At 63.5% G+C, this 20,900-nt stretch carries 23 protein-coding genes; 13 read left to right on the top strand and 10 right to left on the bottom strand.

The genetic code is table 11. The features are described 5' to 3' along the window. Positions 1-2: 2 nt before the first annotated feature. The 5 genes from ATN38_RS06465 to ATN38_RS06450 all read right to left on the bottom strand — a co-directional run bounded on the left by ATN38_RS06465 (position 3) and on the right by ATN38_RS06450 (position 2,862). Complete coding sequence (locus tag ATN38_RS06465) at positions 3-836, bottom strand: sulfurtransferase (RefSeq protein ID WP_003939859.1); 834 nt, start codon at positions 834-836, stop codon at positions 3-5. A 74-nt stretch (positions 837-910) separates the two neighbouring features. After that, complete coding sequence (locus ATN38_RS06460; RefSeq protein WP_218747731.1) at positions 911-1,381, bottom strand: DUF4395 domain-containing protein; 471 nt, start codon at positions 1,379-1,381, stop codon at positions 911-913. Positions 1,382-1,512: 131 nt separating this feature from the next. After that, positions 1,513-1,599, bottom strand: coding sequence for a putative leader peptide (locus ATN38_RS33360; protein WP_350318872.1), 87 nt, complete (start codon positions 1,597-1,599; stop codon positions 1,513-1,515). 10 nt (positions 1,600-1,609) lie between these two features. Continuing rightward, positions 1,610-2,086 carry a co-chaperone YbbN gene (locus tag ATN38_RS06455; RefSeq protein WP_218747729.1) on the bottom strand — a complete coding sequence of 159 codons (477 nt, stop codon included), beginning with the start codon at positions 2,084-2,086 and terminating at the stop codon, positions 1,610-1,612. After that, positions 2,083-2,862, bottom strand: a complete 780-nt coding sequence (locus ATN38_RS06450) for an LmeA family phospholipid-binding protein (RefSeq protein WP_003939847.1) — start codon at positions 2,860-2,862, stop codon at positions 2,083-2,085. Before ATN38_RS06450 ends, ATN38_RS06455 begins: the two co-directional genes overlap by 4 nt. Before the next feature lie 141 nt (positions 2,863-3,003). Between ATN38_RS06450 and ATN38_RS06445 the strand changes: the two genes are divergently transcribed. The 13 genes from ATN38_RS06445 (at position 3,004) to ATN38_RS06385 (ending at position 14,630) form a co-directional block, all read left to right on the top strand. Then, on the top strand, positions 3,004-3,756 hold the full coding sequence (locus ATN38_RS06445; protein WP_003939728.1) for a response regulator transcription factor: 753 nt from the start codon (positions 3,004-3,006) through the stop codon (positions 3,754-3,756). A gap of 1 nt (position 3,757) precedes the next feature. Further along, the gene (mshD, locus tag ATN38_RS06440) at positions 3,758-4,657 is read left to right on the top strand and encodes a mycothiol synthase (RefSeq protein ID WP_042922278.1); all 900 of its coding nucleotides are present in this window, start codon (positions 3,758-3,760) and stop codon (positions 4,655-4,657) included. A gap of 193 nt (positions 4,658-4,850) precedes the next feature. Then, positions 4,851-5,969 carry a phosphate ABC transporter substrate-binding protein PstS gene (pstS, locus tag ATN38_RS06435; RefSeq protein ID WP_003940482.1) on the top strand — a complete coding sequence of 373 codons (1,119 nt, stop codon included), beginning with the start codon at positions 4,851-4,853 and terminating at the stop codon, positions 5,967-5,969. Between the two features lie 62 nt (positions 5,970-6,031). Further along, entirely contained in the window at positions 6,032-7,123 is a 1,092-nt protein-coding gene (gene pstC, locus ATN38_RS06430; RefSeq protein WP_007733846.1) for a phosphate ABC transporter permease subunit PstC, read from the top strand. A 3-nt stretch (positions 7,124-7,126) separates the two neighbouring features. Further along, positions 7,127-8,035 (top strand): phosphate ABC transporter permease PstA, encoded by a 909-nt coding sequence (gene pstA, locus ATN38_RS06425; protein WP_003940100.1) that lies wholly within the window; start codon positions 7,127-7,129, stop codon positions 8,033-8,035. A gap of 58 nt (positions 8,036-8,093) precedes the next feature. Beyond that, positions 8,094-8,870: a phosphate ABC transporter ATP-binding protein PstB gene (gene pstB, locus ATN38_RS06420; RefSeq protein ID WP_003939968.1), complete on the top strand. Its 777-nt coding sequence runs from the start codon at positions 8,094-8,096 to the stop codon at positions 8,868-8,870. A 280-nt stretch (positions 8,871-9,150) separates the two neighbouring features. Beyond that, the gene (gene ureA / locus ATN38_RS06415) at positions 9,151-9,453 is read left to right on the top strand and encodes an urease subunit gamma (protein ID WP_003939800.1); all 303 of its coding nucleotides are present in this window, start codon (positions 9,151-9,153) and stop codon (positions 9,451-9,453) included. After that, positions 9,450-9,920, top strand: a complete 471-nt coding sequence (ureB, locus tag ATN38_RS33070; protein ID WP_007733849.1) for an urease subunit beta — start codon at positions 9,450-9,452, stop codon at positions 9,918-9,920. The genes ureA and ureB overlap by 4 nt, the downstream gene beginning before the upstream one ends. Continuing rightward, entirely contained in the window at positions 9,917-11,626 is a 1,710-nt protein-coding gene (locus tag ATN38_RS06405) for an urease subunit alpha (RefSeq protein WP_030535249.1), read from the top strand. Before ureB ends, ATN38_RS06405 begins: the two co-directional genes overlap by 4 nt. Before the next feature lie 4 nt (positions 11,627-11,630). Then, positions 11,631-12,320, top strand: a complete 690-nt coding sequence (locus tag ATN38_RS06400) for an urease accessory protein UreF (RefSeq protein WP_007733855.1) — start codon at positions 11,631-11,633, stop codon at positions 12,318-12,320. Further along, entirely contained in the window at positions 12,313-13,056 is a 744-nt protein-coding gene (ureG, locus tag ATN38_RS06395) for an urease accessory protein UreG (protein ID WP_020908922.1), read from the top strand. Before ATN38_RS06400 ends, ureG begins: the two co-directional genes overlap by 8 nt. Next, positions 13,056-13,793 (top strand): urease accessory protein UreD, encoded by a 738-nt coding sequence (locus ATN38_RS06390; RefSeq protein ID WP_047271073.1) that lies wholly within the window; start codon positions 13,056-13,058, stop codon positions 13,791-13,793. The genes ureG and ATN38_RS06390 overlap by 1 nt, the downstream gene beginning before the upstream one ends. 90 nt (positions 13,794-13,883) lie before the next feature. After that, positions 13,884-14,630: an SDR family oxidoreductase gene (locus ATN38_RS06385; protein WP_218747728.1), complete on the top strand. Its 747-nt coding sequence runs from the start codon at positions 13,884-13,886 to the stop codon at positions 14,628-14,630. A gap of 58 nt (positions 14,631-14,688) precedes the next feature. Here the strand turns inward: ATN38_RS06385 and phoU are convergent, their stop codons facing one another. From phoU to ATN38_RS06360, 5 genes are all read right to left on the bottom strand, one after another. After that, positions 14,689-15,384 (bottom strand): phosphate signaling complex protein PhoU, encoded by a 696-nt coding sequence (gene phoU, locus ATN38_RS06380; RefSeq protein ID WP_003940130.1) that lies wholly within the window; start codon positions 15,382-15,384, stop codon positions 14,689-14,691. Positions 15,385-15,456: 72 nt separating this feature from the next. Further along, positions 15,457-17,487 (bottom strand): LCP family protein, encoded by a 2,031-nt coding sequence (locus ATN38_RS06375; protein WP_042451384.1) that lies wholly within the window; start codon positions 17,485-17,487, stop codon positions 15,457-15,459. 150 nt (positions 17,488-17,637) lie between these two features. Then, positions 17,638-18,780 (bottom strand): tRNA dihydrouridine synthase DusB, encoded by a 1,143-nt coding sequence (gene dusB, locus ATN38_RS06370; protein ID WP_003939756.1) that lies wholly within the window; start codon positions 18,778-18,780, stop codon positions 17,638-17,640. Between the two features lie 81 nt (positions 18,781-18,861). Continuing rightward, a complete protein-coding gene (locus ATN38_RS06365; protein ID WP_003940492.1) occupies positions 18,862-19,821 on the bottom strand; it encodes an acyl-ACP desaturase in 960 nt (319 codons plus the stop codon). Between the two features lie 131 nt (positions 19,822-19,952). Next, on the bottom strand, positions 19,953-20,828 hold the full coding sequence (locus ATN38_RS06360; RefSeq protein ID WP_080726688.1) for a LysR family transcriptional regulator: 876 nt from the start codon (positions 20,826-20,828) through the stop codon (positions 19,953-19,955). Between the last annotated feature and the right edge of the window lie 72 nt (positions 20,829-20,900).

Here is a 20,900-nt window from a genome sequence, read left to right as displayed (position 1 = left end):
GATCAGGCTCCCAATTCGATCGGTGCGCCGACGAGTGAGCCGTATTCGACCCAGCTGCCGTCGTAGTTCTTGACGTTGTTCTTGCCGAGGATCTCCTGCAGGACGAACCAGGTGTGGCTCGAACGCTCGCCGATGCGGCAGTAGGCGATCGTTTCCTTGGTGTCGTCGAAGCCCTTTTCCGCGTACAGCTTGGCGAGGTCGTCGTCCGACTTGAAGGTGCCGTCCTCGTTGGCGGTGGTGCTCCACGGGATGTTGATGGCTCCGGGGACGTGGCCACGCTGCTGCGCCTGCTCCTGCGGAAGGTGGGCGGGAGCGAGGATCTTGCCGGAGAACTCGTCAGGGCTACGAACGTCGACGAGGTTCTTGCTGCCGATGGCGTCGATGACCTCGTCGCGGAAAGCGCGGATCGAGAAGTCGGGGGTCTCTGCCTTGTACTGCGTGGCTTCGCGGTTGACTGCGTCCTTGGAGAGCGGGCGTCCGTCGAGTTCCCACTTCTTGCGGCCGCCGTCGATCAGCTTGATGTCCTGGTGGCCGTACAGCTTGAAGTACCAGTAAGCGTAAGCGGCGAACCAGTTGTTGTTGCCACCGTAGAGAACGACGGTGTCGTCGTTCGCAATGCCTTTGGCGGAGAGCAGATCCGAGAACTGCTCCTGGTTCAGGAAGTCGCGTCGGACGCCGTCCTGGAGGTCCTTGCGCCAGTCGAGCTTGACTGCACCCTCGATGTGGCCGCCGTCGTATGCGCTGGTGTCCTCGTCCACCTCGACAAAAACGGTCTTGGGGGTGTTGAGGTTCTGCTCAGCCCAGTCAGCGGAGACTAGGACGTCGGAGCGAGCCATGGTGTTCCTTTCGATGTGGTCTTGCATCGGTCGTTTTCTAGCAGGGGTTCAGCAGGGTTGTGGGGCAAGCGTTTTCACGCGGTGGTAGCGCGGCCGGTATTTCGCAGCCTTGCGACGAGTGGATAGATCTGGCAGCCGAGGCAGATGCCGAACGCGGCGTTGAGCAGGGCCGCGAACAAGGCGAAGCCGGTGGCAACGGTGCCGACGATCGTCGACCCGGCCAGGAAACCGACCGTGCCGGCGAGTGCGAAGACGAAGCCGACGAACTGCGCGAAGCGCAGCGGCGCTACGGGTTCGCGTTCGCTGACCGGCGAGAGTCGCGGGGCGACGAGCTTGCCGAAGATCTGGCCGTACGGGCTGCGCTTGGGGCCGAATACCGCTCCGACCGCGAAGACTATGGCCTGCAGTGCGAGAACGACGGTGGCGGCGGGCAGTGAGAAGGTCGAGAGGATGAGCGTGAGTACGAGAACGCCGGTGGTGACCCACGCGGCGAATCGAGGTCCGCGGACGTCGACCTGCTCGAGCTGGGGTGTGGTTGTGGACATCGGGAGTGCTCCTGCGCTGGATTGCATGATGCTGTGCCTGGACCGAAAAAACGGGACGTCAAAGTCCCACTCGGTGGATTGATCACGTGAGCGAAAGCTCGAAGGTCAGAGAGATCTGACGGATGTGGTGATCAGCAACAGGTACAGCAACAGCCCCCGAGGCGGCACAGGTCTACTGCGCGGCGTCGGGTGAGCATCAGCTCGTGGCGGGTTTGCACGTCGGCGAGTTTACCCCGAATTCTCGGATTTTGGCTCGTGGGGTCCGGATAGTGGTACGAGTGCAGCTTTCAGATCGGCTGCGGATGGCACTCCGGACACCCGGAACTGTTCCTCCAGGCCACCGTCGAGGATGTAGGTGGTGGGCAGCGAGAGGACACTCATCTCGCGTGCCAGAGCCGGTTCCTTGTCGATGTCGAGCTCGATCTCCACCGGCGGACGGGGAGCGTCGGCCATCGAGATCACGACCTGACCGACGACGCGGCGTACTGCCGCGCACGGTCCGCACCAGTCGGCAGAGAAATGCAGTACGACGGGTCCGCCGTTCGGCGAAGAGACTCCAGCGGCGTGGAGCAGTTCGAGGCGACTGTCCGCCGCGCCGGTCGCGGCCGGCGTGGTGACTCGGACCTTTCCGTTGCGCGACTTGAGAAAGAGCCCGACCGCGACGACGGCGACCAGCGCGACCAGCAGAATTGTGATCCCGGTCATCGGTTCTGCAGCTCTGCGAGATCGATCGTCGTGTTTTCGGCGCTGCCTTCGATCACGATTCTTCCGCCTTCCGCGTAGACCAGGCTCGGCTGAATTCCGTAGGGAAGTGCCTGCGGATCGATCGTGTAGCTGAACAGTCCGAGGACGACGGGTTCGAGTGCTGCGGGGATCGAGAAATCGGCTTTGCCCTCCGGACCGAAATACAGATTGCTGGCGACGATCTTGACCTGCCCACCTTCCAGAACCAGGTTGGCCTGCACGCTCACTGCAGTCTCGACCGGGCCGACGGCAACCGTTCCCGTCAGCACGACGGCGCCCGCGGTGCTCGCTCCGGTTCCGCCGCTGCCCCCGGTGCCATCCGACTTGTTGGCCGGCGGCGAAGATACCTGCAGGTCAGGGATATTGAGCAGCTTTCCGAGGTCGGTGGCGTTGATTCCCATCCGGCCGTCGAGTTTGTCGACGGGGAGTTGGGTGACATTGCCGTTCACGATGTCGGAGAAGGGAACGGTGACCCCGCGCAGATCGGCCTCGACGGTCACTTCGCCCACCACGTCGCTCTGGACGCCGGTAGCTCTGACGTAGACGTCCTTGTATTTCCCGCCGAGTGCCTGGGTGAGGAAGGGGAACCCGTTGAAGGTGACCTCCGGATCCGACTCGAGTGATGCGCCGGTTCGGAGCTCGCGGGAAACCCGGTACTCGGCGTACGCGGCCGCGCCGAAATCGGCCACCAGTCCGAGGCCGAGGAGAAAGACGATGCCGATGATCAGTTTGCGCACCGCACCATTGTGACGGACTCCGGTCGGGGTTCGATGCGACGGCCCCGGTACCAGGCACGCTAATGTAGGGACCGACCAAAAGCGTCGAACTACTCGAGCGTTGCCCTCACGGGTTGCGCGGGCTACTAGATAGGAGGCCGTGTGGAACTGCTCCTCCTCACCTCCGACCCCAACCCGGAAGCTGTACTACCGGCGTTGGCGTTGCTGGCGCACTCGGTTCGGCCTGCCCCCACAGAGGTTTCCTCGCTACTCGAGGCAAGTTCCGCGGACGTGGCATTGGTGGATGCGCGCACCGATCTGGCTGCCGCACGCGGGTTGTGTCGATTGCTCGGAAGCACAGGATCCGCAGTACCTGTGGTCGCCGTCCTCACCGAAGGCGGACTCGTTGCCGTCAACGCCGACTGGGGGTTGGACGACATCCTGCTTCCCGGTACCGGTCCGGCTGAGGTGGACGCCCGATTGCGGTTGTTGGTCGCCCGCAGCGGCGGTGTGGCCAGTCCGGAAGCGTCGGGAAAGATCACGCTGGGCGAACTGGTTATCGACGAGGGGACGTACACGGCACGACTGCGTGGACGGCCCCTTGATTTGACTTACAAGGAATTCGAGCTGCTCAAGTACCTCGCGCAGCACGCCGGACGGGTATTCACCCGGGCGCAGCTGCTGCAGGAAGTGTGGGGTTACGACTTCTTCGGTGGCACCAGGACGGTTGACGTCCACGTGCGTCGTCTGCGGGCGAAACTCGGCACCGAATACGAGTCCTTGATCGGTACAGTCCGAAATGTCGGATATAAGGCAGTGCGTCCGACCAGGGCCAAGGGTGGCGCAGCTGCTCCCGTTCAGTTCGAGGACGACGAGGACGTCGACTACGACGCGGCCGACGGATCGGTGGTCTGACGTGGGTTGGACAGATTCACTGCCGGCTGGATTCGCCGAGCAGGTTTCCGCGCTTCTCGATCGCGCAACCGAGTTCGACGGCAAGGCCCCCGTGTCGGAACAGGGGCGCCATGCCGTTGCCGGGCGCGGCGCCGCGCGACACTTCCTCGAACTCGACGGCGATGCGGTCGTCGGTTATGCGCAGCTGCAAGCCGGTTCGGACGAGCATCCCGACATGGCCGAGTTGGTGGTCGACCCGCAGGCGCGGCGCCGCGGCATCGGAACCAGGCTTGCCGCAGCGGTATTCGACGAGGGCCGGCCGGGCACGCGTGTCTGGGCGCACGGAAACGTCGACGCCGCAGTCGAATTCGCCAAGAGCCTCGATCTGGTCAGCGTTCGTGAACTCCTGCAGCTGCGTCGACCACTCGATGCTCCGCAGCTTCCGGAAATCGTTGTGCCCGAAGGTGTGACGATTCGGACGTATCGTGGGCCCGAAGACGATTCCGAGATCCTTCGCGTCAACAATGCGGCCTTCTCCTGGCATCCCGAGCAGGGTGGCTGGACCCAGGCGGAGATCGACGAGAGAACGGCCGAAGGTTGGTTCGACCCTGCTGGTCTGTTCATGGCGTTCGCGGACACCGATCCCGATACTCTTCTCGGCTTTCACTGGACCAAGGTGCACGCACCCGAAGGTGACGATCCGGAGCTGGGGGAGGTGTACGTCGTGGGGATCGATCCCGCGGCGCAGGGACGAGGTCTCGGCCGAGTGCTGACTCTCGCGGGCATGCATTACCTGCGTGATCGCGGCCTCGGAACCGTCCTTCTGTACGTCGAAGGCGACAACACGGCCGCCCTCCACACGTACGAACGACTCGGCTTCGATCGGTTCCACGTGGACATGGCTTACGCCCGCGCGCTCTGACGTCACAGTCGGACACGCAGAAATGTCCAGTCTGTTCATTCTCCGTTAACCATGTGTGGTCCAGCCGGACACCGCGCCCGCCTACTTTTCTCTGTGGGCAGCGCCGTGTTGCCTGATGCAGATTTCAATCATTCTGCGTCTCATGTCGCCGCCCGATCGTGGGCGTGGCGGTAGCGATTTCCGGAGGATCTTGGTGAATCTCAAGCGCAGTGGTGCCCTGCTCGGTGTAGTGGCCGTGGGCGCCATGACCTTGGCCGCATGTGGCAGCGACAACAACTCGTCGTCGACGGGTGTGGACGCGTCCGCATCGAACGCAACGTGCGAAGGCAAGAGCAACCTCTCTGCCGCTGGTTCCTCGGCACAGAAGAACGCCATGGACCAGTTCGTCGCCACTTACATCTCCGTGTGCCAGGAAAAGGGCAAGACGGTCAACGTCGCGTACAACCCCAGCGGTTCGGGCGACGGTCGTACACAGTTCATCGCCGGCCAGATCGACTTCGCCGGCTCCGACTCGGCCATCAAGGACGAGCAGGCCGACAAGGCCAAGGAGCGTTGCGTCGGCGGCGAAGCCTGGAACCTTCCCCTCGTCTTCGGCCCGATCGCAGTTGCATACAACCTCGACGGCGTCGACAAGCTCGTTCTCAACGCAGAGGTTCTCGCGAAGATCTTCAACGGCGGCATCACCAAGTGGAACGATCCGGCAATCGCCGCGCTCAACTCCGGTGCATCGCTTCCCGACGAGAAGATCACCACCGTGATCCGCTCCGATTCCTCGGGTACCACTGACAACTTCCAGAAGTACCTCGACGCGGCATCGAACGGTGCTTGGACGTCGGGCGCAGGGTCCGACTTCACCGGTGGCGTCGGTGAGGGCGCCAAGGGTTCGGCGGGCGTTGCACAGGCAGTTGCCACGGCACCGGGTTCGATCACCTACGTCGAGAAGTCGTTCGCCGATCAGAACAAGCTCTCGGTTGCCGAAATCAACACCGGCTCCGAGGCAGTCGCACTGACCAACGACACGGCCGCGAAGTCGATCGCAGGCGCGAAGTTCAAGTCCGACGCAACCGGCGACCTGACGCTCGACCTCGCGTCGATCTTCAAGACCAACGAAGCCGGCGCCTACCCGCTGGTTCTCGCCACGTACTCGATCGTCTGCTCCAAGGGCTACGACGCGGACACCTCCGCAGCAGTGAAGTCGTTCCTGACGAGCGCGGCCAACGAGGGTCAGGCCAACCTGGCCGAGCAGGGTTACGTCCCGCTGCCGTCCAACGTCCAGGATCGCCTCAACGCGTCCATCACGGCAATCAGCTGACCTAGAGACTCGTGCGGACAAGCTCATGGATCTACATTCAGACGTGAAGGAAGTGAGCGCGCATGAGTGACGCGCCCATCACCTCGACATCTCGTTCTCCCGGCCCCGCAACCAGCGGGGCCGGGGTGGGCGGTCCGAACGGCACCACGGAGGACACGATTACTTCCACCAAGGCTCCAGAAACCGAGCATCCTCCGAAGGGTGACGGTCCGGGTAGCGGCAACAGCAAGACGGTGACCCGTCCGGGTGACCGCATCTTCAGCTCGCTCGCATCCGGTTCGGCAATCTTCATCACGGTTGTCATCGCGGCGATCGGCGCGTTCCTGATCTGGCGTGCTGTTCCTGCTTTGAGCCGGAACCAGGTCAACTTCCTGACCAGCCGTGAATGGGTCACGCAGAACATCAACGCGATGGCGTTCGGTGTCCTCGATCTTTTCCAGGTCACGGTGTTGGTCTCGCTGTTCGCACTGGTGCTCGCGATGCCGATCGCACTGGGCATTGCGATCTTCCTGACTTCGTACTCACCCAAGTGGCTCACGCGGCCACTGTCGTACACGATCGACCTTCTGGCAGCTGTGCCGTCCATCGTCTACGGCCTGTGGGGACTTCTCGTCTTTGCTCCGGCGATCACCCCGGTCGCGGTGTGGCTCAACGACACTCTCGGCTGGTTCCCGCTCTTTGCCGACGGCAGCGGATCGATCACCGGTGGCGGCACCATCTTCACCGCAGGCATCGTCCTCGCCGTGATGATCCTTCCGGTCATCACCGCAGTGACCCGCGAGGTGTTCATCCAGACCCCGCGATCACAGATCGAAGCCGCACTCGCCCTCGGCGCCACGCGCTGGGAAGTTGTGCGCACCACGGTCATCCCGTTCGGTAAGTCCGGCTACATCAGCGGCTCGATGCTCGGTCTCGGACGCGCACTCGGTGAGACGATGGCGCTCTACCTGATCCTGCGCACCACCTCTCAGGCCTTCGGCTGGTCGCTGTTCGACGGCGGCTCGACTATCGCCTCCAAGATCGCCCTCGGCTACGCGGAGTTCAACAACGACATCCAGGCAGGCGCGTACATCGCGGCCGGACTGGTGCTGTTCGTACTGACCTTCGTCGTCAACGCGGCTGCCCGCGCAGTGATCGCCGGAAAGAAGGACTGACCCATGACCTCCACTCTGGACCGGCCGGTCAAGGCCCCCACTTTCCAAGGCGTCGGCGCTCGTCGTCGTGCCAAGGACGTCATCGCGACCATCCTGGTGAGCCTGGCAGTCGTCATCGCGCTCATCCCGTTGGTCTGGGTGCTCTTCACGGTCATCGCCAAGGGCCTGCCCGCTCTGACGTCGCCTACCTGGTTCACCAACTCGCTGAGCGGATTGACGGCGTCGGCCGACGGCGGCGGTATCTATCACGCATTGATCGGCACCCTGCTGCAAGGCATCGTGTGCGCGGTCTTCTCCATCCCGCTCGGTATCTTCGTCGCGATCTACCTGGTGGAGTACGCCGACCGGAAGTCGAAGCTGGGCAAGCTGACCACGTTCATGGTCGACATCCTCAGCGGTGTTCCGTCGATCGTGGCCGCGCTGTTCATCTACGCCCTGTGGATCGCGACCTTCGGCTTCCCCAAGTCCGCGTTTGCGGTGTCACTGGCTCTGGTCCTTCTGATGGTCCCGGTCGTCATCCGCTCCACCGAGGAAATGCTGCGCATCGTCCCGATGGATCTGCGGGAGGCGTCGTACGCGCTCGGTGTGCCGAAGTGGAAGACCATCTCGAAAATCGTTCTGCCGACGGCACTTCCCGGCATCATCACCGGCGTCATGCTGGCCCTGGCCCGCGTGCTCGGTGAGACCGCACCGCTGCTGATCCTCGTCGGCTACGCACCGTTCATCAACTTCGACCTGTTCAACGGCGAAATGGGCACACTGCCTTCCGTCATGGTCGCCGAGATGAACAACCCCACCGACGCCGGCACCAACCGCATCTGGGGCGCAGCACTGACCCTGATCCTGCTGATCGCGATCCTCAACATCGTCGCGAAGCTGATCGGTCACTTCTCACAGGTCAGAAGTAAGTGATGCGGCCTCGGAACATGTTCGTACTCAACAGCGTCAACAACTCAGTAGGGAGCCGGTAATGGCCAAGCGTCTGGATCTCAAGGACGTCAACATCTACTACGGCAAGTTCCACGCCGTCGCCGATGTGGGCCTGTCCGTCCCGCCCCGGAGCGTCACCGCCTTCATCGGCCCGTCCGGTTGCGGCAAGTCCACCGTTCTCCGTTCACTCAATCGCATGCACGAAGTGATTCCCGGTGCGCGCGTCGAGGGTTCGGTGCTGCTCGACGGCGAGGACATCTACGGCTCGAACGTCGATCCGGTCGGTGTTCGCAAGACCATCGGCATGGTGTTCCAGCGACCCAACCCCTTCCCGACCATGTCCATCAAGGACAACGTCGTCGCGGGCTTGAAGTTGCAGGGCGAGCGCAGCAAGAAGAAGCTCGACGAGGTGGCCGAGCGTTCGCTGCGCGGTGCCAACCTGTGGAACGAGGTCAAGGATCGCCTCGACAAGCCCGGTGGCGGCCTCTCAGGCGGTCAGCAGCAGCGTCTGTGCATCGCGCGTGCCATCGCGGTCTCGCCCGACGTCCTGCTCATGGACGAGCCGTGCTCCGCGCTCGACCCGATCTCGACTCTCGCGATCGAAGACCTGATCACCGAGCTGAAGAAGGACTTCACGATCGTCATCGTCACGCACAACATGCAGCAGGCTGCGCGTGTGAGTGACCAGACGGCATTCTTCAACCTCGAGGCAACCGGCAAGCCCGGTCAGCTCGTCGAGATCGACGACACCGAGAAGATCTTCTCGAACCCGACGCAGAAGGCCACCGAGGACTACATCTCCGGCCGCTTCGGATAGGTCCCGGGATCAACCCTGCACGATCATGTTTCACCCCCGTTTCCAACAGGAGACGGGGGTGAAACTTTTTGGTTGTGGTGATAGTTCCCACTCCGGTGCGCAGAGCTGAGCGTCGTTGGGCGCCCGAATAATTCGATGAGCAGCGCAAGTGCGCCGAGTGGGCGCTGAAGTAGCCGACGACGTGAATCTCGTGGATACTGACGACGCTTCGGACAATGCTAATCTCGGCCCGACAGCACGCTGTCGATCGATGTCGTTTCACAACCGGAAGGGCTTGTCAGTGCACCTCACCCCTTCAGATACCGAAAAGCTGCTCCTGAGCGTCGCGGGCATGGTCGCCCGTGACCGCCGCGAGCGCGGGGTACTGCTGAACTACCCCGAAGCGATGGCACTGATCTCGTGCTGGATTCTCGAGCGCGCGCGTGACGGAATGACGGTTGCGGAACTGATGAACGCCGGTCGGCAAGTGCTCACCCGCGACGACGTGATGGAAGGGGTACCCGAGATGATTGCAAACGTCCAGGTGGAGGCCACTTTCCCGGACGGTCGCAAACTGGTCACCGTGACGGAGCCCATTCGATGATTCCCGGCGAAGTACGTGTGTCCACAGAACCGCTCGAGTTCGGCACGGACGCGGAGAAGATCACGATGGTCGTCGTCAACGACGGCGATCGCCCCATTCAGATCGGTTCACATCTCCACCTTCCCGCGGCCAACCCGGCGTTGACCTTCGATCGCGAAGCGGCAGACGGCTTCCGGCTCGACATCCCCTCGGGAACGTCGGTTCGGTTCGAACCCGGGGTCAGCAGAACGGTGACACTGATCGCGCTCGGCGGACTCAAAAGGGTTCCGGGCCTGCAGATCGTGCCGGACGAAGACCTACCGACACATGCGCGCGAGCCCAAGACCGTCATGCCCTTCGGCACGCCCGGCGTCGAGGTCGAAGAACCTTTGCGAGCGTCCTCGGTGAACGTGCGTGTGAGTGATGTTCCAGTCGAGGCGGATTCACCGGACGACGCCGCGACGACAGTTGAGAGGACAGCCGAATGAGCAGGATCGATCGACGCGGCTACGCCTCCCTGTACGGCCCGACCGCAGGCGACCAGATCCGTTTGGCCGACACAGATCTGTGGATCGAGATCGAGCACGACTACACCGCGACCGGCGACGAGATGGTCTTCGGCGGCGGTAAGAGCATCCGCGAGTCGATGGGCCAGGGCCTGACCACTCGCGACCAGGGCGCTCTCGACGTCGTCATCACCAACACGGTGATTCTCGATCACTGGGGAATCGTCCGGGCAGACGTCGGAATTCGCGACGGACGCATCGTTGCGATCGGCAAGTCCGGTAACCCCGACATCATGGATGGCGTGCACCCCAAGTTGCTCATCGGGCCGAGCACCGACGTGATCGCCGGTGAGGGAAAGATCCTCACCGCGGGTGCGATCGACACTCACGTGCACTTCCTCAGTGAAATCGAGATGATGGAGGCGCTCGCGACCGGTACGACGACGGTGGCGGGCGGCGGAACGGGCCCCACCGAGGGAAGCAAGGCAACCACCGTCACACCCGGCGCCTGGTCCTTGACGATGATGCACCGCGCCCTCGACCACATCCCGCTCAACGTTCTTCTCCTCGGCAAGGGCAGCACCGTCAGCCATGAGGCCATGCGTCAGGAAGCTCTCGCCGGCGCAGGCGGATTCAAGGTCCACGAGGACTGGGGTTCCACTCCGGCTGCGATCGACGCAGCTCTGCGCGCAGCCGACGAGTTCGGCCTCCAGGTAGCGCTGCACGCCGACAGCCTCAACGAAACCGGTTACGTACAGCACACTTTGGATGCGATCGCCGGACGCGGGATCCACGTGTTCCATGCGGAAGGCGCCGGCGGTGGGCACGCACCGGACATCATCGTGACGGCAGGTGAGCCGAACGTTCTTCCGGCATCGACCAATCCGACGTTGCCGCATACCGTCAACACGGTTGCCGAGCACCTCGACATGCTCATCGTGTGTCATGCGCTCAATCCCCGGGTTCCGGAGGATCTTGCCTTTGCCGAGTCCCGGATCCGGCCGACAACGATTGCAGCAGAAGACTTTCTGCACGACATCGGAGCCATCTCGATCACCTCGTCCGACGCCCAAGCGATGGGCCGTATCGGTGAGGTGACCCTGCGGACATGGCAGGTGGCTCACGTCATGAAGGCCCAGTACGGCAAGCTGGGCACCAGCATGCCGGCCGACAACGAGCGTGCGCGGCGTTACGTCGCCAAGTACACGATCTGCCCCGCGGTGGCGCACGGTATCGATCACGAGATCGGCTCGGTCGAGGCAGGGAAGATGGCGGACCTGGTGCTGTGGGATCCCGCGTTCTTCGGAGTCCGTCCTTCTGCCGTGATCAAGGGCGGGGCGATAGTTGCTGCGCCGCTTGGTGATCCGAATGCTGCTATCCCGACCCCGCAGCCGGTGTTCGTTCGCCCGGCCATCGCGGCGACTCCGGGATCGGCCCCGCACCTGTCCACGACGTTCGTCTCTCCGATGGCCATCGAGGACGGTCTGGCCGACCGTCTCGGTCTCACGCGCACCCTTACCGGTGTTCGTCCGACGAGGCACCTCACCAAGGCAGACATGCCGAACAACACGGCGCTGCCGTCCATCGACGTCGATCCGGAGACGTTTGCCATCAAGGTCAACGGCGACCTGATCGCGCCCAACCCCGTTGACGTAGTGCCGATGGCTCAGCGCTACATGCTGTTCTGAAACCATGTCGATCGAGACGGCGTCTGCCGAGATAGCATCGATGCTCTTGGCAGACGGGCGTCTGCCTACCGGCGGTCACGCGCACTCGTCGGGGTTGGAACCGGCACTGGCGGGCGGACTCCTGCAGAGTCAGGTCCCTGACTTCATTCGCGGTCGACTCGAAACAGTCGGACTTGTCGAGGCCGCTTCAACGGTGGTCACGCGCCGCTGGGCCGTAAGTGAGGGTAGTGCAGGCGAACTCGAGGACATCTCGAGGGAACTGCTCGCTCGGACTCCCAGCGCACCGCTGCGTGAGGCGTCGATTCAGCTCGGCCGTGGGCTGGCGAGACTGGCGTCGCGATTGTGGCCGCAGCACCCCGCGGTGCAGATGCTCATGGCGCTGCCTGGGCATCCGATGCGTCCGCTCGCGTTGGGCGTCTTCACGGCGGTCTCCGGGATGGACGACCTACAGGCAGCCAGATCTTGTTTGTACGACGACGCCCAAACGGTGGCGTCGGCGGCATTGAAGCTACTGCCGGTGGATCCGGCAGAACCGGTCGAATGGTTGCTCCGAGCAGCCCCGACCATCGAAACCGTCGCCGCGGCTGCCGTAGCCGTCGAGGGCGTCGCAGATATACCCGCAACAACAGGGCCGTTGGTCGAACAATGGTCACTCGAACACCACGCTCGATCCAGGAGGATTTTCCGTGCTTGACAACCTGAACAACACCACCACTGCTGCAAGAGGTTTGAGGCTCGGCGTTGCCGGCCCCGTCGGCACCGGCAAAAGCACCCTCATCGCCACCATCTGCCGCGAACTCGCGTCGGAGTACGAGATCGCGGTGGTCACCAACGACATCTACACCGACGAGGACGCGCGACTGTTGCGCGCGGCCAACGTACTTCCGATCGAGCGCATCGTCGCAGTCGAGACCGGTGCGTGCCCGCACACGGCTATTCGTGACGACGTCACGCCGAACCTCATTGCGGTCGAAGACCTCGAGCGTCAGTTCCATCCCCTCGACATGGTGATCGTGGAAAGCGGCGGTGACAATCTGACCGCCACGTTCAGCCCGGCACTGGTCGACGCCCAGATCTTCTGCATCGACGTCGCGGGCGGCGGAGACGTCGCACGTAAGGGTGGTCCCGGCATCGAGCGGGCAGATCTGTTGGTGGTCAACAAGATCGACCTGGCCCCGTACGTCGACGTCGACGCGGTCCAGATGGTGGCCGATGCCACGGCCGCGCGAGACGGACTTCCCGTTCTCGCGCTCAGCCAGAAGGATCACGCGACGATCGACCAACTCAGTGCGTGGCTTCGCCAGGTCATCGCAGCTCACCGTGCGGGTAGTCACACCCCGCAGGATCCGGGGCCGATGGCGCCGCACTTCCATGCCGATGAAGAAGACCACGGACACGGTCACGGGCACAGCCACTCTCACGCTCACTGATGCGCACCGGAGCTACGCGGGTCGTCGTCGAGAGAGTGGGTGACACCGCTGTTGCGCGAGAGCTGATCTCAGGCGACTTCCTGGCCCCGCGGTTCGTCGACGCTCGCGGGCTCACCGTGCGAATTGCCTTGGTAGGCCACAGTGCAACGCTGCTGGCCGGCGACGACCTGCGTATCGAATTCGTAGTCGCTCCGGGTACGTGCCTCGAGGTGATCGAGCCGTCGGGGACCGTCGCGTACAACGCGCGTGGCGGCCGGGCGTCGTGGTCGGCTTCGGCGAGCGTCGGCGCCGGTGCGGCGCTGATCTGGCGCGCGGCACCGTTTGTCGTCGCGGGCGGCGCGGATGTGACCAGGCGCGTGGATATTTCACTGGAATCCGATGCGGTTGCGCTGCTCGACGAGATGATCGTGTTCGGCCGGACCGGCGAAACCGGCGGTGCCCTTCGCTCGGATCAGCGCATTACCGTCGACGGTGACGCGCTGCTCGTGGAAACTCTCGACCTGCGTAGCGTGCCGGGCCGTTCGCTGCCGGGAATTCTCGGTGGCCATCGCGTGCTCGGTACGACCATGCTGTTGGGGATCAAGACTTCCGACGACGTCGAAGGGCACGTGACGCCGCTGGCGGGAGCAGGGATGCTGGCACGGGCCGTGGCCGATCACGCACACGAGGCGAGCGCAGCGTTGGATCCGATCTGGTCGCGGTGGCGTGGGCGGGTTTCGCAGAAGTACAGCGACTGATTCGCCCGACCGTCACACTTCGGGAGGCTGCGTCGTCCAGTATGTGACCAGGCCGAAGAGAGCCGGGCGCACGGGTTTGACGGAGGCATCATGCGAATTGTTGTTCTGGGCGGAACCGGCCAGATGGGAGAGCTGGTCGTCGAGCAGGCGAAAATCGGGGGCCATGACGTCGTCGCCGCCGCTCGATCGACGGGAGTAGACATCTCCACGGGTGCGGGGTTGGACGAAGCATTTGTCGGTGCCGACGTGGTCGTCGACGTGAGTGATCACGTCACCAACAGTGCCAAGAAGGCAATCGAGTTCTTCGAGACGGCAGCGAAGAACATCGCCGCGGCCGAAGCCAGAGCAGGCGTTAAGCATCACGTGCTGCTCTCGATCGTGAACTGCGACGATCCGCGATTGAAGTCCTTCGGTTACTACCAGGGGAAGGCTGCGCAGGAACGCGCGGTGGAAGCGTCGAGTATTCCTTTCACGATCCTGCGATCCACTCAGTGGTTCGAGTTCGGCGAGAAGACGATCGCGCTGTTCGGACTGGGGCCGATCGCGATGGTTCCTCGGATGCGGTCACAACCGGTGGCAGCGAAGACCGTTGCCGAGGCGCTCGTGACCTGCGCTCAGAACGGTCCGACCGGGAGGGCTCCGGACCTGGCCGGGCCCGAGGTCCTCGAGATCCCGGCCATGACGCGCGAGATCTTGAAATACCGTGGCCGACGTAAGTGGCTGATCCCGATCTCGATGCCGGGAGCGGGTAAGGCGATGAAGGGTGGGGCGTTGCTGCCCGCGCCGGGATCCACAACTGCAGGACCCACGTTGGAAACCTGGTTGCACGAGAACTGAATAGGAAAGGCGGCCGCGCAAGTGCGCGGCCGCCTTTTACTCACGTGGACGGTTGGGTTCAGAGATCCGGGTACGAGGTGAGGTTGTCGACCTTCTCGGTGGTTTCGGGCTCTTCGGGCAGCTTGCCGGTCACCAGGAAGATGACACGTCGGCCGACCTCGACGGCGTGGTCGGCGAATCGCTCGTAGAAGCGGCCGAGCAGCGTGACGTCGACTGCGGCGGCAACGCCGTGCTTCCACTCACGGTCCATGAGGACGGTGAAGAGGTGGCGGTGGAGGTCGTCCATCGCTTCGTCTTCTTCGCGCAGACGGGCAGCGCGCTCGGGGTCGCGGGTCTCGAGGACGACCTTGGCGGCCGCACCGATGGAGACAGCGATGCGTCCCATCTCGGCGAAGTAGCCGTTGACCTCTTCAGGAAGCACGTGGTTGGGATGTCGGCGGCGCGCGATCTTGGCGACGTGCAGGGCGAGTGCGCCCATGCGGTCGATGTCGGCGACGATCTGGATTCCGCTGACCACCGAGCGCAGATCTCCGGCAACGGGAGCCTGCAAGGCGAGCAACGCAAACGCGCGCTCCTCGCAGATGGTGCTGAGTTCGGTGATCTTGTCGTGTTCGCCGATTACTTGTTCTGCCAGGGACAGGTCTGCCTGGAGCAGGGACTGGGTGGCGCGCTCCATAGCGGCACCTGCCAGTCCTGCCATCTCGCCGAGCGTGTCTGCAAGCTCGGTCATCTGTTCGTTGTAAGCCACGCGCATGAGGTCAGAGCCTACGTGCCGTGAAAGACCAAGTCACAAGCACCAGGTGAACGCAAGGTGAATGAACGCGTGTCAGTCGCAGGTGGTGTCGCCGGCGTTGACGCTGGCGATGTCGGCGGGCAGAGCCGTCGAGGTGCTGGTGTCGACCGACGTCGGATTTGCCGCCAGGATGGTTCCCGGGTCCGCGGGGGCGACGACGGTGCCGGCGAAATTGCTTCCGACGACGACCTCGATCATGTCTCCCATGCTCGGAGCGAGAACCAGAACCGCGCCGGGAATCGACGACGCGACGGTCACCGCTTCAGCCTCGTAACCTGCGGCGTAGCGCACGACGGTGGTCGACGCTTGGGCATTCGCCAGGCCGGTGGCTGCGCTGAAGTTACCGACTGTGGAGATCTGGAAACCGTAGGCCGCGAGGCTGTCGGCGATTGTCGCGGCCTGCCCGGCGATTCCCGAGGCGTTGGAGACGTCGACCGAGATGTTGTAGGCGCTCATTGCCTCGACGGAAGTGGCGGCCGGCGGCGTGCTGGACGTAGGAGCGGTTGTCGTGGAACTGGTCGACGACGGTGTGGTGTCCTCGCGCTCTTCACCCGGAAGCGGATCGTCGTCGATGATCGCCTGGAAGAGGGACTTGATCTCGTCCGTGCGAGGAATCTCGTTGCCCCAGTCGTTGGTGCCGTCCGTGGGGACCGTCAAGAACGTGACCGCGCCTGCGTCGACGTTCTGGAGCGAGCGACCGAGGGTGACCAGTGACTTGGTGTCGATGTTTTCGACGAACGTGTCGCTGGTGAAGGCGTTGATGAATCCGTTGAGCTTGCTCGGATTCAGGAGGACCTGGTTGGACAGGGCCGAGCGGAGCAGCGCCGACAGGAACTTCTGCTGGCGGGTGATGCGCCCGTAGTCGCCGTTGCCCTCGGCTTCGACGTGGCGAGCACGCACGTAGTTGAGGGCGGTACGGCCGTCGAGCATCTGCGTGCCGCCGGAGGCGAGGACGGTTCCGAGGATGCCGTCTTCGATCGGTCCGGGGGAGCAGACGTTCACACCGCCGACGGTGTCGACCATGCGCTCGAAACCGGCGAAGTCCATTCCGACGAAGTGCCCGATTTTCAGGCCGGACATCTTCTGGATGACCTTGACCAGGCATTTGGGGCCACCGAGTGCGTATGTCGCATTGAGTTTGTCGCCGCTCGCTGCCGGGAAGGTTTCGCTGGTGTACTTGCCGGCGTCGTTGTCCCATCCCTGACAGATCGGACGTTCGACGTCGAGGTCACGCGGGAAGGAGACGGCGACGACGCGGCTTCGGTCCGCGGGAATGTTCACCAGCATGACCGTGTCGGCTCGGGCGCCTTCGGCGTCTTCGACGGTTCCGGCGCCGATCTCACCGCTCGCACCGGCGCGGGTATCGGTGCCGATGATCAGGTACGTCTCGTCGCCGAGTTGACCACCGGCGTCGATGATGTCGTCGGACTCGGTGTCGAGTGCCGCAATCTGATCGAATCCGCCTTCGACCGAGCGCAGATAGCCCCACACGACGCCGGTCAATGCGAGAGACATGACGGCCAGGAACGCTACTGCCGATCGGCCGATCACTTTTGCGCGATGGCGGCGGCGAATCTTGCTTTGCGCCAGACGAGTGGCGCCGGTGTCACCGACTACCCGCGGCACTGCGGAGGTGACGGGATGTTCTTCGGTGATCCAGTCCGCAGCGGCGGGCGGAACGGTCGGACGGGCGGGAATCGGCCGGGCGGGGGGCGGCGACGACGCTGCTGAAGATTGAGTCTTGGGTGGTACGGATTTGTTCGGCGCCGGCTTGGGCGGCGTAGCCGGGGCTGGTGGCGGCTTCTTGTCGCCTACCCGACGGACCAACTCGGCGACCGAAACAGAGTCGTCGGTCGGAGGCGAGTCCCGTCGCCCGGTACGTCCACTGCTGCGACGCTCCGGGGGACTGGGTGGTTGCGGTGTTGGTCGCTGGGGTGTGGCAGGGCGCTGGGGCGTTGCCGGTTGGTCCGGTCGGGCGTTGCGGAAGCGCTTGTCTGCGAGCGGACGTTCCCAGGGGGCGCGGCTCTCGGGCGGAGGTGGGCCCGAATCGTGATCATCACCCACCGATGCAACCTGTCCCGTCGTCGACTGTCAGTAACTCGTCATTCAGATGCCGGCGTCAACCGGTTGTCGACGAAGCTGGAGCCATATTACTGGTGAATCCTGAGTGCTTCACTCAGAAAGTGATGTGAGTAATCCGACGGCGTGTTTTCGCTAGCCACCAGAGTGCATCATGTCAGCTCCCACCGGCACAAGGTCGTCTTCGGGATCGTCGAGCCAACCTTCCGGGAGTGCTACCTGACCGGGTGAGCCTTGGCGTCCGCGCGGGCCTTCGGCGTCCTTGGGGAACGGGACGTCGTGGTCGAGCTGTCCGAGCAGATCGTCCAGTTCGGACAACGTGCTGACCAGAGCCATCGAGACCCGCAGATCCGATCCGACCGGGAACCCACGCATGTACCAGGAGACGTGCTTGCGAAGTTCGCGCAGACCCTTCATTTCACCGTGATGTGCGGCGAGCAGTTGGGCGTGACGGGCGATGATCTTGGTGACTTCGCCGAGCGTCGGCGGCGTGGCGATCTGTTGTCCGTTGAGAGCTGCGCTGAGTTCCGCGAACAGCCATGGCCGTCCGAGGCAGCCGCGTCCGACGACGACGCCGTCGCAGCCGGTCTCGTTCATCATGCGGGCAGCATCCGAGGCGTCGAAGATGTCGCCGTTGCCGAGGATCGGCACGTCGGTGACGTGTTCCTTGAGGCGCGTGATCTCGTTCCAGTCAGCAGTGCCGGAGTAGCGCTGCGACGCGGTACGTGCGTGAAGTGCGACGGCAGCGGCGCCTTCAGCTGCGGCGATCCGGCCGGCGTCGAGGTGCGTGTGATGTTCGGGGTCGATGCCGACGCGCATCTTGACGGTGACCGGAATGTCGGTGCCTTCGGTGGCGCGCACGGCTGCCGCGACGATCTGACCGAACAGTCGACGCTTGTACGGTAGCGCCGATCCACCGCCCTTGCGGGTCACCTTGGGTACCGGGCAGCCGAAGTTCATGTCGATGTGATCGGCCATGTTCTCGTCGACGATCATCTTGGCCGCGGCGTAAGTCGTATCCGGGTCGACGGTGTACAGCTGCAGCGACCTGGGCGTTTCGGTCGGACCGAACGTGGTCATGTGCATCGTGGCGGGTTGGCGTTCGACGAGCGCGCGGGCGGTGACCATCTCGCAGACGTAGAGCCCGGACGTGCTGCCTGCACGTTCGAGTTCGAGTTCACGGCACAGCGTGCGGAAGGCGACGTTGGTGACGCCCGCCATGGGTGCGAGGACCACGGGGCTGTGCAGCTCGAGTGAACCGATACGAAGGGATGACATGTCTACCTCTGAACAAATACTTGTGACAATTGGAAGTGCCCGGTACCGAATCCGGTACCGGGCACAGAATAGCTGGTGAAACTAAGAAGCCTGCTGTTCGCGCTTGGCGGCTTCGCGTGCGAGCATGCGATCGCGCTGTTCCTCGAACTTCGTCGCGTTGGCGGCGAGTGTCTCGAGGAAGGCCGCCAACTCTTCGCGCGTGTTCTCGCCTTCGGCGCTGAAATCGTTGCGCTCGAAGATGTTCCACTTACGCAGGACAGGCCAGACGACCTCGTCGAGGTGCTGGCGAAGGTCGTAGATGCCGTGCTTGGCCATGAGGGCGCCGTTGCGGCGGAAGTTCGGCATGCCGGCACCGGGCATCTGGAAGTTCTGGACGATGTTCGCCACAGCCTTGAGCGCCTGATCGGGAGCAAGATCGAGCGCGGCGGCGCAGATGTTGCGGTAGAAAATCATGTGCAGGTTCTCGTCGGCGGCGATGCGCTGAAGCATCTTGTCGGCAATCGGCTCGTCGCAGGCCTTGCCGGTGTTGCGGTGGCTGACGCGCGTCGCGAGTTCCTGGAAGGTCACGTAGGCGACCGAGTGCAGCAGGCCGGCGTCGCCCTCGTCGATGGGTGCGCTGTAACCGTTTGTCATGTGTTCCATGCGGAAGCGCTCGAGCTCGACGGGGTCGACTGCGCGCGTGACGACGAGGTAGTCACGCATCACGATGCCGTGGCGGTTCTCCTCGGCGGTCCACCGGCCGACCCACGTTCCCCAGGCACCGTCCTGCGAAAAGTTCTCGGCGATCTCACGGTGGTACGACGGCAGGTTGTCCTCGGTGAGCAGGTTGGTGATCATCGCGGCGCGAGCTACCTCGCCGAGTTGTGACTGTTCGAGACTCCAGTCTTCGCCGCCCATGGCTGCGAAGTTACGGCCCTCGTCCCACGGAACGTAGTCGTGTGGATGCCATTCCTTGGCCATGGAGATGTGGCGGTTGACGTTCTCCTCGGCAACCGGCTGCAGCTCTTGTAGCAGCTCCAGCTGCGTCAGAATCCTCGTCATTTCTTGCCTCCATGTTGAGTGAATGCGCGACTTCGCCCCAGCCTACGGCACCGTAGGTTTGAAAAGAATGGCATGAAAATTGCTCCCCTCGAGGGATGTTACCGATCCGTAGTTATCCGGGGGCACTTTCACTACCAAGTCGTTCTTTCGACGTAGTCGCGGAACGTCCGGGCGGGATCGGACAGCTTGCGACTCTTCGACCAGATCAGCCCTATTTTTCGCTGTGCTCCTTCGATCGGTACATAGACGACTCCTTCGGCCCAGATCGGTGGATCCTGAACCGGCATGACCGAGACACCGAAGGACGCGGAGACCAGTCCGCCGACCGTTGCCAGCTCGCTGCTCTCGAAGACGAAATTCGGAGTGAATCCTGCGGCCGCGCACAGTTCATCGAGAATTCTTCGCATCCCGAAGTTCGGATGCATACCGATGAACGGTTCGTCGGCCGCGTCCGCAAGCTCGACCGAATGCAACTTCGCAAAGCGATGATCAGCCGGAACAGCCAATGCCAGTGACTGCTGGGCGATCTGCATCCACGCCACCTGCGGATCGCGCGGCTGAGGCGAGACGACGGCCAGGTCGGACGTGCCGGCGGCGATTCTGTCGACCAGGAACTGCGCGCTGTCCTGATGCAGTTCGAATCGCACTCCGGGATACTCGACGCGGTATCCGCGCAGCATGTGCGGCACCAACCAGGTGCCGAACGAGTGGAGGAAGTCGAGTCGGACCGTGCCGCTCTCGGGGCTCGCCAGCGACTGGATTTCGGTCTGCGCGGCGTCGAGGGCACGCAGTGCGATGCGAGCATGTCGATAGAGGATCTCGCCGTACCGGTTCAGTTCGAGTCGGCGTCCCTGACGGTCGAAGAGTGTCACGCCGATCTGTCGTTCGAGGCGAGCGAGTTTGCGCGAAAGGGTCGGCTGCGACAGGTGAGTCAGATCCGCGGTAGCGGTCACCTGTTGGGTTTCGGCGAGCACGACAAACCATTCGAGGTCTTCGGTCAGCATCACGAACCCAATCTATATACCTCCAGAGCATATAGAACACCAAGTTTATGCATTTTCTTTTGCCGAGTCTGGGCG

Origin of the sequence: Rhodococcus sp. FH8, assembly GCF_019266085.1 — a bacterium.
Taxonomy (GTDB): Bacteria; Actinomycetota; Actinomycetes; order Mycobacteriales; family Mycobacteriaceae; genus Rhodococcus_F; species Rhodococcus_F qingshengii.
Note: the sequence above shows the minus strand (reverse complement) of the source record. Positions and strands in the feature narration are given on the sequence as shown.